The organism is Actinomadura sp. K4S16, assembly GCF_008327685.1.
GTDB lineage: Bacteria > Actinomycetota > Actinomycetes > Streptosporangiales > Streptosporangiaceae > Spirillospora.
Genome location: NZ_BDDE01000013.1, coordinates 594166 through 606981, shown reverse-complemented (window position 1 = coordinate 606981; position 12816 = coordinate 594166). Strand labels below are relative to the sequence as shown.

The 12816-nt window shown below is 72.6% G+C and carries 7 protein-coding genes; 3 read left to right on the top strand and 4 right to left on the bottom strand.

The annotated features are described in order from the left end of the window. Window positions 1-2: 2 nt before the first annotated feature. A complete protein-coding gene (locus K4S16_RS45080) occupies window positions 3-2522 on the bottom strand; it encodes an MDR family MFS transporter (protein ID WP_200841934.1) in 2520 nt (839 codons plus the stop codon). A 294-nt stretch (window positions 2523-2816) separates the two neighbouring features. Here K4S16_RS45080 and K4S16_RS17945 point away from each other — a divergent pair, with 294 nt between their 5' ends. Together K4S16_RS17945 and ccrA are read left to right on the top strand one after the other, a co-directional pair. Beyond that, a complete protein-coding gene (locus K4S16_RS17945) occupies window positions 2817-9332 on the top strand; it encodes a type I polyketide synthase (protein ID WP_149260070.1) in 6516 nt (2171 codons plus the stop codon). Between the two features lie 38 nt (window positions 9333-9370). Then, complete coding sequence (gene ccrA / locus K4S16_RS17940; RefSeq protein WP_149260069.1) at window positions 9371-10705, top strand: crotonyl-CoA carboxylase/reductase; 1335 nt, start codon at window positions 9371-9373, stop codon at window positions 10703-10705. A gap of 57 nt (window positions 10706-10762) precedes the next feature. Here ccrA and K4S16_RS17935 read toward each other — a convergent pair whose 3' ends face one another. Further along, complete coding sequence (locus K4S16_RS17935) at window positions 10763-11215, bottom strand: Lrp/AsnC family transcriptional regulator (protein ID WP_149260068.1); 453 nt, start codon at window positions 11213-11215, stop codon at window positions 10763-10765. A 108-nt stretch (window positions 11216-11323) separates the two neighbouring features. Between K4S16_RS17935 and K4S16_RS17930 the strand changes: the two genes are divergently transcribed. Continuing rightward, entirely contained in the window at window positions 11324-11935 is a 612-nt protein-coding gene (locus K4S16_RS17930) for a LysE family translocator (RefSeq protein ID WP_149260067.1), read from the top strand. A 9-nt stretch (window positions 11936-11944) separates the two neighbouring features. Here the strand turns inward: K4S16_RS17930 and K4S16_RS17925 are convergent, their stop codons facing one another. Together K4S16_RS17925 and K4S16_RS17920 are read right to left on the bottom strand one after the other, a co-directional pair. Continuing rightward, window positions 11945-12241 carry a helix-turn-helix domain-containing protein gene (locus K4S16_RS17925; RefSeq protein ID WP_235036879.1) on the bottom strand — a complete coding sequence of 99 codons (297 nt, stop codon included), beginning with the start codon at window positions 12239-12241 and terminating at the stop codon, window positions 11945-11947. 4 nt (window positions 12242-12245) lie between these two features. Beyond that, a complete protein-coding gene (locus K4S16_RS17920) occupies window positions 12246-12605 on the bottom strand; it encodes a type II toxin-antitoxin system RelE/ParE family toxin (protein ID WP_149260065.1) in 360 nt (119 codons plus the stop codon). Window positions 12606-12816: the final 211 nt, after the last annotated feature.

Here is a 12816-nt window from a genome sequence, read left to right as displayed (position 1 = left end):
TCCTACCAGGCGTCGTTGCGCGGGACGATGGGAGGCTGCTCCACCGGCTCCTCCTCGGGCACATAAGGCTGGTACCAGCCCTCCGGCGGCGCCGGCCGGCCATCGGGAGTCCCCTCCGCGGCCTCGGCGGCCGCCCCGAATTCCCCCGGTGAAGCCTCCGGCTCCTCGGCGGCTTCCGAAGCGTCCGCGGGCGGATCCTCGGTCACCTGCCCGGGGGCGGCGTGATCCTCCCCTGGACGCCCGCGCAGCGACGCGTCGCCGTTCTCGCCCGGCTCGTCCACAGCACCTCCGTTATCGGACGCGCCGTCGCCCAGCGTCGCCACTTCATCAGCCGCCAGAGGACGTCCAGCGTCCCCGGTGGTCGGGTCTCTGTCGGGGGCGTGCAGTTCCTCCGGGACGTGATCCTGGAGGGCCGCCTCCGCGCCGCCCGGAGCCTGCGCGGCCTCCGCGATCTCAAGCGCGTCCTGCGGATTCGCGCTGAGCGGCGCTTCGGTCTCCCCGGTCTTGGCGGCGGTCGGCGACCAAGGGGTTGCGGCGTCCTCGCCCAAGGGCGTCTCGGTGTCGGTCGCCGAGAGGGAGACCTGGTCGGGGCTCGGTACGAGGAGGTCGTCGCGGGTGCCGCGCGAGTCTTGGAACGATGCCGCGCCCCCCTGCGAGGGGCTGCCCGTGGAGAGGGGGGACGAGTGCGTCCCGGAATCCTCTCCGATCGCGGGCGTGCCGGAGACGTCGGGAGCGCCGCTCTGTGGTGGGGCGGGGTGAGTGCCTGCAGAGGCGTTGCCCGGTGGCGGAGTGTGGCCTGGCGGGCCGGGGGACGTGGCATCCGCAGCGGGCCAGTCCTTCCACGGGTTCGCGGTGGGCGGCGGCGGCCAGGGGGCCTCGGTGGTCCAGGTGTAGGTGTCGTCCTCGGACTTCGGGTCGGTGTCGGTCCACCAGTGGGGGCCCGGTGCGGCGGCGGGCACGGGGTCGTCCTCCCAGGTGAGGGGGAGCGGGAGCGGCTCGTTGGGCGGGGCGGCGACGGCGATCGGGGCGGCCAGGACGGGGACCGGGTCGCGGGGCGTCGCGGCCGGGGCGGAGGAGGTGGAAGGGGCGGAGCGCCGGGGCGGCGGGTCGACGAGGGGCGCGGACTTGCCGTGCTTCGGGCCCAGCCAGCCGCGGCGGCTCGGGAGGGTGAGGCCGCTGATCAGGCCGCCGATGAGGACGAGGACGGCGCCGAGGATGAGGCCGGAGGCGGTGCCGCTGCGGAACGTCTCCAGTTCGGCGGCGCTCGCGCCCTCCTCGGGGACGTGGTGGATGAGGAGGCCGACGATGGCGATGCCGAAGGCGCCCGAGGCCTCGCGGATGACGTTGATGACGCCGCTCGCGACGCCCGCCTGCTGCTCCGGCACGGCCTTCAGGACGTACATGACGAGCGGCATGCCCATCGCGGCGCCGACGCCGACGATCATGACGCCGGGCATGAGGTCGGCGTAGCCGTCGCCCTGCTGGATCGTGGAGAACAGGAACATGCCGAAGGCCATGAGGGCGAGGCCGCCGCCGATGGCGGGCCGGGGGCCGAGCTTGGCGGCCAGCCAGAACGCGACCGGCGTCATGACCATGATGGCGATGGACGGCGGCAGCATCACCAGCCCGGCCTGCGGCGGGGAGAAGCCGAGGAAGCGCTGCAGGAACGTCGCCGAGTAGAAGATCATCCCGTTGAAGCCGATGCCGTAGAGCATCTGGGACAGCAGGCCGCCGGCGAAGACCCGGTTGCGGAAGAACCGCAGGTTGATCATCGGGTCGGGGGCCCAGCTCTCCACCAGGACGAAGCAGGCGAGGGCGATGACCGCGAGCGCGAAGACGCTGAGGACGGACGGGTCGGCCCAGCCGTGCTTGTTCCCGGACTCCAGCCCGTAGGTGAAGGCGAACAGCATCGTGGCGGAGATGAGGACGCCGGGCAGGTCGACGCGGGCGTCGCGGTTCTCGCCCTTGCCGGTGAGGACGACCATGCCGAGCAGGATGACCAGGATGCCGGGCACGATGTTGATCAGGAAGATCCAGCCCCAGCTCCACTGCTGGACGATGAAGCCGCCGATGGTCGGGCCGAGGGCGGTGGCGCTGGAGCCGGCGCCGACCCAGACGATCGTGCCGAGGGAGCGCTGCTTGTCGGTGCGCCCGACGGTGACCATGACCTGCGTGGCGGGGAGGGCGAGGGCGGCGCCCGCGCCCTGCGCGACGCGGGCCAGGATGAGGGTCGCCGAGTCGGGGGCGAGGCCGCAGACGGCGGACGCGGCGGTGAAGACGACCATCCCGGAGACGAAGGTGACGCGGCAGCCGTAGACGTCGGTGAGCCGTCCGCCCGCCACCATCAGGCAGGAGAACATCAGGATGTAGCCGGTGGCGACCCAGTCCTTGGCCGAGTTGGACATGTCGAGGTCGCTCATGATGGTGGGCAGCGCGTTCGCGACCACCGTGTTGTCCATGGTGATCATGAATGCGCTGACGGCCACCACCGCCAGCGCCCACCGGTATCGGCCGCGGGTCAACAGTCCGTACGGCGTGAACTCCCGCACCGACCGCGGAAATCCGCCGCTTCCCCCTAAAACCAGTCGTCGCTATTGTTACTATTGGTTTGCGCTTCGTTACTCAGCCCTGACTCAGGGCCGTGGTACTCAACTATCCCATCAGGCCACATTGGTTACTGCCGAGTCTTGTCATCACCGTGACAAGACGTGAGGGAGAAAAGTGGTCTGGGTGCGCATCCCGAGTCGGTCACCGTAAGACAAAGTGGTCCCTCCGCTTCGATGAACGATCCCGGTTTCATGGGGGGACCCCACCGCATGCAGAGCAATGATCGTTCCGGAGCCGCGCGGGAGAACGCGAAGGACGAGACACGGATCAGCGAGGATTCGGTCCGCCGGCACCTGATCGAGCAGATCGCGCGCCGCTCCAGGACCACCGCCGCCGAGATCGACCCCGACCGGCCGCTGGAGGAGTTCGGACTCGCCTCCAGGGACGCCGTCGCGATCGCCGGCGAACTCGAGCAGCTGCTCGGGCGGGCCCTCCCCGCCACCCTCGTCTGGGAGCACCCGACGATCAACAAGCTCTCCGTCGCCCTGGCGGGCGGAGCCGCGGAAGACGCCCCGGCGCCGGAGCCGGTGGTGAGGCGGGACGTGAGCGACGAGCCGATCGCCGTCGTCGGCGTCGGCCTCCGCTTCCCCGGCGGCGACCGCGACCTGACCGGGCCGGGCGACTACTGGCGCTTCCTGACCGGGCGCGGCGACGCGATCCGCGAGGTGCCGGACGGCCGCTGGGACGCCTTCGACGACGGCTCCCCCGAGGTCGGCGACCTGCTGGAGAGCACGACGCGGCTCGGCGGCTTCCTCCGGGACGTCTCCGAGTTCGACGCGCAGTTCTTCGGCATCACCCCGCGCGAGGCCGCGGTCATGGACCCGCAGCAGCGGCTCGTCCTCGAAGTGGCGTGGGAGGCGTTCGAGCACGCCGGCATCGGCCCGGCGTCGCTGCGCGGCAGCCGCACCGGCGTCTTCGTCGGCGTGTCCGCGCCCGAGTACGCCGCGTTCACCGCGTCCGACCTGGCGTCCCTCGAACCGTTCACGGCGACCGGCGCGGCGCTCAGCATCATCGCCAACCGGCTGTCGTACCTGCTCGACCTGCGCGGCCCCAGCATGATCGTCGACACGGCGTGCTCGTCGTCGCTGGTCTCGACGCATCTGGCCGTGCAGGCGCTGCGCCGCGGCGAGGCCGACGTGGCGCTGGCCGGCGGGGTGAACCTGCTGCTGTCGCCGACGGTCACGATGACCTTCGACCTGGCCGGCGGGACGGCGGCCGACGGGCACTGCAAGGCGTTCGACGCGTCCGCCGACGGCATGGTCCGCGCGGAGGGCTGCGGCGCCGTCGTCCTGAAGCGGCTGTCGGACGCGGTGCGCGACGGCGACCGCGTCCTCGCCGTGATCCGCGGCTCCGGCGTCAACTCCGACGGGCGCTCGAACGGCCTCGTCGCCCCGAACTCCGACGCGCAGCGCGCCCTCCTGCGGGACGTGTACGCGAGCGCGGGCGTCGACACGCGTGAGGTCGACTACGTCGAGGCCCACGGGACGGGGACGTTCCTGGGCGACCCGATCGAGGCCAAGGCGGTCGGCGAGGTCCTCGGCGCCGGCCGCGAGGCCGGCGAGCCGCTGCTGCTCGGCTCCGCGAAGTCCAACCTCGGGCACATGGAGTCCGCGGCGGGCATCGCGGGCCTCATCAAGACCGTCCTCGCGCTGCACCACCGGGTCATCCCGCCGAGCGCGCACTACAAGGAGCCCAACCCGCACATCCCGTTCGACGAGCTCCGCCTGGAGGTCGTCGCGGAGGAGACGCCGTGGCCCGAGCGGGGACGCCCCGCGCGCGCGGGCGTGTCCGGGTTCGGCTTCGGCGGGACGAACGCGCACGTCGTCCTGGAAGAGGCGCCCGCGCAGGAGACGAGCGCCCACCCGGCCGTGGTCAGGACGTTCCCCCTCTCCGACACCAGCGACGACCGCATCCGCGACCATGCGGCCCTCCTGGCCGAGTGGCTCCCGAACCAGGACGTGAAGCTCGCCGACGTCGCCCGCACCCTGCACCGGCGCGCCGGCCGGGGACGGGCCCGCGCCGCCGTCGCCGCCAGGGACCGCGCCGGGCTCGTCGAAGGGCTGACCGCTCTCGCCGAGGGGCGCCCCCACCCGGGTGTGGTGACGGGCACTGCGCTCGGAGCGCCGGGCCGTCCCGTGTGGGTGTTCTCCGGGTACGGGGCGCAGCGCGCGGGCATGGCGCAGCGGCTCCTGGAGGAGGAGCCCGCGTTCGCCGAAGCGATCGACGACCTGGACGGCCTGTTCGCCGAGGAGGGCGGCCCCGACCTGTGGGCGCTCCTCGAAGAGGGCCGCAAGCCGGAAGGCCCGGCCGACACGATGCCGGTGCTGTTCGCGATCCAGATCGCCCTCGCCCGCATGTGGCGGTCCTACGGCGTCACGCCCGGCGCGGTGGTCGGCCACTCGATGGGCGAGGTCGCCGCGGCCGTCGTCGCGGGCGCGCTCACCCTGGAGGACGGCGTCCGCGTCATCTGCCGCCGGTCCCGCCTGCTGACGCGGCTCGTCGGCGGCGGCGCGATGGCGGTCCTCGGCGCGTCCGCCGCGGAGGTCGCCCGCCTCGCCGGCGGCCTGCCCGAGGTCTACGCGGCCGTGCACTCCTCGCCGAAGCAGACCGTCGTGACCGGCGACGCCGACCAGGTCGCCGAGATCGTCAAGCGGGCGGAGGCCGAAGGCAGGCTCGCCCGGATGGTGCAGGCCGAGGGCGCCGGCCACTCGCCCCAGGTCGACCCGCTCCTGCCCGAGTTGCGCGAGCTCCTCGCCGACGTCGGCGCCGAGCCGGGCACCCCGCTCGCCGAGGGCATCAGGCTCTACACCACCGCCCTCGACGACCCCCGCGCCCACCTCGACTCCGCGGCCGGCCTCGGCGTCGACCACTGGGCCGCGAACCTGCGCAACGCGGTGCGGCTCACGGACGCGGTGGCGGCCGCCGCCGAGGACGGGTTCCGGGCGTTCGTCGAGGTCAACGCGCACCCGATCCTGGCCCACGCGGTCGGCGAGACGCTGGAGGGGACGGGCGCGCTCGTCACCCACACGCTCAAGCGGGCCCCGAAGGGCCAGGAGACCGACGACACGCTGACGTTCCACGCGCAGCTCGCCACCCTGGCCGCGCACGGGCACACGATCGGCGGGCCCGCGGACGGCCGGGTCGTCGACGTCCCGCAGTCGCCCTGGCGCCACGAGCGGCACTGGGTCGACCTGTCGGCCCGCACGTCGGCCGAGCACGACGAGCATCCGCTGCTCGGCGCGCATGTGGAGCTTCCCGGCGAGGACCGGCACGCCTGGCGCGCCGACGTGGGGCTCGCCGCGCAGCCGTGGCTGCGCGCGGCGGCCGTCCACGGGCTGCACGCGCTGCCGGTGGCGGCGTTCGCGGAGATGGCCCTCGCCGCCGGGGCCGACGCGCTCGGCACCGAGGACGTCCGCGTCAACAGCCTGTGGATAGAGCGGCCCCTCGCGCTCGCCGACCACACGACCGTCACGACGACGTTCACCGAGGCGGAGCAGCGGGTGGAGGTCCACGCGCTGACCCCGGCGGGCACGTGGGTGCGGCTGGCCAGCGCGGACGTCGGGGAGGACCGCCGTCCCCCCGCCGCGTCCGGGCCGGGCGCGGCCACCGAGGTCGCCGCCGCCGAGCGCGGCAGCCGCCACTACAGGCTGCACCCGGAGGTCTTCGACCGCTGCCTGGCCGTCCTGTCGGACGAGGCGGCGGGCGGCGACGGCGGCGTCTGGCGGGCCGAGACGATCGGCAGCCTCCGCGTGTTCGGGCCGACGCATCGCGGCGGCCACGTCCAGGCCAAGGTCGTCCGCGACGAGGGCGGGGTGACTGGCGCAGTTCCGGGGGGTGTGGGGGGTCGTCCCCCCACAATGACGGGCTCTGTCGTGCTGCTGGCGGCCGACGGGCAGGTCCTCGCCGAGGCGACCGGGATCGTGCTCCGCCGGGTCGAGCGCCACGACGTCCCCGTCCCGCTCGCCGACAAGCTCGTCGAACTCGTCTGGGACGAGGCTCCCCTTCCGGAGGACGCAAAGCCGTCCGAGGGCGGCACCTGGCTGGTGCTGGCCGAGGAGGACGACGCGCTGGGCAACGCGACGGCCGCCGGGCTGGCGGAGCGCGGGAAGCGCGTCATCCGGCACCGGCCGACGAACCGGCCGCCGGACGACCACCCGGCCATGGAAGAGCCGGTCGAGGGCGTGGTGCTCGTCCCGTCCGCCGATCTCGTGGACGAGGAACTGGTCCTGGCCGTCGCCGGGGTGAGCCGCTCGCTGCCGGACGGCCCCCGCCTCTACGTCGCCACCCGCACCGTGCTGCCTCTGGCGGGCGAGGGCGTGCCCGGCCACGGCTTCGTCAGCGCGCTCACCAGGGTGCTGGCCTTCGAACGCACCGTCCAGCGCGCCACCCATGTGGACGTCGACCGTCCGGCGGACCTCGTCGCGGAACTCCTCGCTGGCGACGATGCGCGCGAGGTCGCCTGGCGCGAGGGCACCCGGCAGGTGGCGCGCCTCGCGCAGGCCGCCCTTCCGGAGACGCCGGCCAGGAGGAAGCGCGTCGTCCGGCGCGGCGGCGCGTACGTCATCACCGGCGGGTACGGCGGGATCGGCCTGGTCACCGCGCGGCTGCTGGCCGACCGGGGCGCCGGGCGCATCGTCCTGTCCGGGCGGAGCGGCCCCGACGCCGATGCCGAGAAGGTGATCGCCCGCCTGCGCGAGGACGGCGTGGACGTCGGCGTCGTGCTCGGCGACATCGCCCAGCCCGGCACGGCCGAGCGGCTTGTCCGGGTCGCCCAGGAGGGCGGCGCCAGGCTGTGCGGCGTGGTGCACGGCGCGGGCGCGATCGACGACCGGCTCATCGCCGACCTCGGCCCGGACGATCTCCACAGGGTGTGGACGGCGAAGGTCGAGGGCGCCCGGCGGCTCAGCGAGGCCACCTGGGACCTCGATCTCGACTGGTTCGTCACGCACTCGTCGGCCGCCGCGCTGCTCGGCTCGCCCGGGCAGGCCGCCTACGCCGCCGCGAACGCCGCGATCGACGCGCTCATCGCGTACCGGCGCGCGAACGGGCGCCCCGGAACCACCATCAACTGGGGCACCTGGTCCCAGGTCGGCGGGGCCGCCGAGACGTCGGTCACCGTGATCGACCCGATCAGCCCGGCGGAGGGCGCGGAGGCGCTGGAGGCGCTCCTCGTGCACGGCAGGGCGGCGACGGGCGTGCTGCGCTTCGACCCCGCCACGGCCGTCGGGCTGTTCCCCGAGATCCGCAACATGCCGTACTTCGCCGCGCTCACCGCGGCGGCGGACGAACAGGGCGCCGACGACGGCGGCGACTGGCCCGGCGTGGAGGCGCTCAAGGACCTCGACCCGGCCACCGCCCGCAAGATGATCGCCGCGCAGGTCAGGTACCGGATCGCGGCCGTGCTCGGCTTCGACCCGCAGCGCCTCGACCCGGCCGTCCCGCTCACCGACCTCGGCCTGGACTCCCTCGTCGCGGTCCGGATCAAGAGCGGCGTCGAGCACGACCTCGGGCTGACCGTCCCGGCGTCGGTGCTGCTCCAGGGCGCCAGCGTGAACGTGTTCGAGGAGTGGGCGGCCGGTGAGCTCGGCCTGGCCGACGCCCCCGCGCCCACCGCGGTCTCGAACGCCGAGTCCGGGTACGTCATGCCGCGCGACGCCGCCGAGCGCCTCGCCGTCCGCATCTTCGAGGACGTCCTCGGCCTCGACCGCGTCGGCGTCACGGCCGACTTCTTCGCCGACCTCGGCGGGCAGGACCACCAGGCCGACCGGGTCGTCGCGCTCGTCACGCAGGAGCTCGGCGCCGAGGTCACCCGCGGGGAGCTGTTCGAGACGCCGACCGCGGAGAACGTCGCCGAGTACATCAGGGCGGCCGACGAGGAGGCGGCTCGGCAGACGGTCCGTCCGCTCAAGCCGTCCGGGGACCGGCGGCCGATCTACATCGCGCACCCGGCCGGCGGCACGACCGCCTGCTACCGCCAGCTCATCGAGCTGCTCGGGGACGACCAGCCGGTGTACGGGCTGGAGCGGTTCGAGGACGCGCCGCCGGTCGAGGAGCGCGCCGCCCGCTATGTCCGGCACCTGCTGGAGGCGCAGCAGGAGGGCGCGTTCCGGCTCGGCGGCTGGTCGTTCGGCGGCGTCCTCGCCTACGAGACGGCGCGGCAGCTGAAGGCGGCCGGGCGCGAGGTCGAGTTCGTCGCGCTGTTCGACGCCGGCCTCCCGCTGGCGGTGGACGACGAGTCCGACACGCTCGCCCGCCGCTTCTCCGCCTTCGCCGACTACATCAACGAGACGTACGGCCTGGAGGTCTCCCTCACCTACGAGGAGCTGTCCGGGCTGGACGAGGAGTCGCAGTTCGCTCTGGTCATGGAGCGCGCGGCTCCGCTGGTGGACTACATCCCCCCGGCGGCGCTCACCCACCAGCTCACGTCCCACCAGGACACCCGTTCCCTGGAGGCGTACAAGCCGGAGCCCTACGACGGGCACGTCATCCTCTACTACGCGCCCGAGGAGACCCCCTGGGCCGTCCGGGATGCGCGCTATGTGCTCGACGGGACCAACGGTTTCGGCGGGCTCTGCGCCGACCTGGAGATCGTCACGATCCCCGGGGCGCACCATCTCAACCTGCTCGATCCGCCCGGTGTCGGCGTCCTCGCCGCGCACCTGGAGGCCCGGCTCTCCGGACGGCGGGAGAGCGACGCCGTCCGGGCGCCGATCACGGCCCGCTGAGGGCCGCGTCCCGTACCCGTTCCACGGAGGACACACCCATGGCCCACCCCGGCCCGTCCCATCCCCTGCTCGACGCCGTCCGGTCCGGCGCGAGCGGCCCCGAGCTGCAGGAGATCGACCTGCCGACCCGCTTCCGCGCGGCGTTCACCCGCAAGGACGAGGTGGGCATCTTCGAGGGGCAGACCGACAAGGACGTGCGCCGCTCCCTGCACGTCGGCGAGGTCGAGATGCCCGAGCTGGCGCCCGACGAGTGCGTCGTCGCGGTGATGGCCGCCGCGATCAACTTCAACACCGTCTGGTCGGCGATCTTCGAGCCGGTCCCGACGTTCGCGTTCCTGGAGAAGTTCGGCCGGCAGGGCTGGTACGGCGCCCGGCACGACCTGCCGTACCACATCCTCGGCTCGGACGGCTCGGGCGTCGTCGTGCGCACCGGCAGCGGCGTGAAGAGCTGGAAGGTCGGCGACAAGGTCGTCCTCTCCCCGTCCTACGTGGACGAGGAGGACCACGGCTCCTACGACGACGGCATGATGTCGGAGAGCCAGCTCGCCTGGGGCTTCGAGACGAACTTCGGGTCGCTCGGCGAGTACTGCATCGTCAAGGCGAACCAGCTGATCCGCAAGCCCGCCCACCTGACGTGGGAGGAGGCCGGGTCGAACACGCTGTGCGCCGCGACCGCCTACCGGATGCTCGTCGGGACGCACGGCGCCCGCATGAAGCAGGGCGACGTCGTCCTGATCTGGGGCGCGACCGGCGGGCTCGGCTCGTTCGCGACGCAGCTCGTCAAGAACGGCGGCGGCATCCCGGTCGCCGTGGTCTCCTCCGAGGAGAAGGCGGAGATCGTCCGGTCGCAGGGCTGCGAGCACGTCATCAACCGCAACGACCTGGAGCTCGGCGAGCAGGGCCTCCGGCACCCGAAGGCCGGCCGGATGCTGGGCGAGGCGATCCGCCGCCTCGTCGGCGAGGACCCGGGCATCGTGTTCGAGTACCTCGGCCGCGAGACGTTCGGCGCGTCGGTCTACGTCGCCAAGCGCGGCGGCAAGATCGTCACCTGCGGCTCGTCCACCGGCTACCGGCACGAGTACGACAACCGGTTCCTGTGGATGCGGCTGAAGAGCATCATCGGCTCGCACGGCTTCAACTACCACGAGGCCGTCGAGGTGAACCGCCTCTTCAGCCTCGGCATGATCCACCCGACGCTGTCGACGGTCTTCCCGCTGGAGCAGGCGGGCGACGCCACCCGGGCCGTCCAGACGAACCAGCACATCGGCAAGGTCGCCGTCCTGTGCGGCGCCACCGCCGAGGGCCAGGGCGTCGACGACCCGGCGCTCCGCGAGCGCATCGGCGAGGAGAAGCTGAACCTCTACCGCCGCTGACGCGCGAATGCGGGACGGGCCCGGCGCGGGGCCCGTCCCTTCCCATGCCGCGCCGGCTCAGGTGGGCAGCGGCCGGTCGTTCACGACGTGCTTCATCACGAGCGTGGAGTTCAACCGCTGCACGCCCGGCAACGCGGCGAGGACGTCGTCCTCCAACTCCTGGTAGGCCTTCAGGTCGGCGGTGACGATGCGCAGCAGGTAGTCGGGGTCCCCGAAGAGCCGCTGGGCCTGCACCACCTCGGGAACGCGCGCGACGGCCGCCTCGAAGCCGAGCAGCGTGTCGCGGTCCTCCTGCCGCATGGTGACGAACACCAGCGCCTGGAAGGTCAAACCGAGCGCGGCGGCGTCCACCACCGCGCGGTACCCGCGGATCGTCCCGTCGCGCTCGAGCTCCCGCAGCCTCCGGTGGCACGGCGAGACGCTCAACCCGACGCGCGCCGCGAGCTCGGTGACCGTCAGCCGGCCGTCCTCCTGGAGCACGGCAAGGATCTGCCGGTCGATGGCGTCCACGAAGCAGATCCTTCCACAAATACGGCTTTACCTGGCAAAAGTTGGAATCACTTTCCGCCAATTCAACCGTATTCTCCCTGTAATGGCCGCCGCCAGGGGAGGAATGCGATGGCAACGGGATCGGTACTGGCGTTCTGGGCCGTCGCGACGCTGCTCATCATCGTCCCGGGCGCGGACTGGGCCTTCACCATCGGCGCCGGCCTGCGCGGCGGCTCGGTCGTCCCCGCCGTGGGCGGCCTGGTCACCGGCTACGCCGCGATCACCGTGATCGTCGCAGCCGGGGTCGGCGCGCTGGTCGCCGGCTCCCCGTCCGCCCTGACCGTCCTCACCGTGGTCGGCGGCCTCTACCTCATCTGGCACGGCGCGACGACCTTCGCCCACCCGTCCACCCTGGAACCCCGCGCGGGCGCCGGCACCGACTGGACCGTCTTCCTGCGCGGCATCGGCGTGAGCGGCCTCAACCCCAAGGGCCTGCTGATCTTCCTGGCGCTGCTGCCCCAGTTCACCGACCCGCGCTACGCCTGGCCCGTCCCCGCCCAACTCGGCGTCCTGGGCCTGACCTTCATGACGACCTGCGCCGCCTTCTACCTCTGCCTGGGCACCCTGACCCGCACGGCCTCGGCCGCCCACCCCAAGGCCGCCCGAACCCTAACCCGCCTCTCCGGCGCCGCCATGACCGCCCTAGGCGCCTACCTCCTCCTAAACCACCTACTCCCCTGACCACCGCGATCACGCCGCGTCGGTGAACTCCACCTTGAGCCTGGCTCCAAGCGCGTGCGCGAGACGGTCGAGGACGCCGATCGTGGGGGTCGGGCCGCCCGACTCCAAGCGTGAGAGAGCGGGCTGAGTCAGGCCGGCCCTTTTGGCGAGTTCAGCTTGCGTCAGCCCCAAGGCAAGACGGCGCTGCCGGACCGCATTGCCCAACTCGAAGGCGAGGCGTGCCTCTTCGCGCCCGGCACGCACCTCATCGTTGTCGCGGCCCGCGCCAGGCACCCATCTGTCGTGCGGGCTGTCCTGCTGTGTCACGATCTCACACCTCCCTGATGTAGTCCTCCTGTGCATGGCCGTGCTCTGCTTCGCATTGTTTGCGCGCGCGCAGAGCACGCTCTACCTCGGCGAGCTCCCGCTCCCGCGTCTTGTGAAAGATCGTCAGCAGGACGATCCGACGGTCGGAGGCGAGCCAATACGTGATCCGGACCTCGACTGGGTGCAAATGGATGCGAAGTTCCCTGAGTCCCTCGCCGAGATGCCTTGACCACGGCTCGCCTAAGATCCCGGCGTTCTCGGCGAGGAGCGCGACGAACCACTCGACCCGACCGAAGTCTCGGTCGGTGAGCGAGTCCAGCCACCTGCGGACCTCGGGCTCGATCTCGACGTCATACAGCTCCATGCATCGAACGCTATATGCATCGAACGCTATCACGCGGCGAGTTCGTGAGGTAGGCACGTGCGAGGTTCCGTCGCTGTGCGGGTTGTCGGGAATTTCCGGCGCATTTTGTGGAGGGTAGGTGGCGAGCTGGTGGTGGCGGTGAAGCCAACTCACGGCCCGAGTGAGGCGCCTATCGTGACTACGTAATGTCGCGGTTCTCTGACGCCGCCCG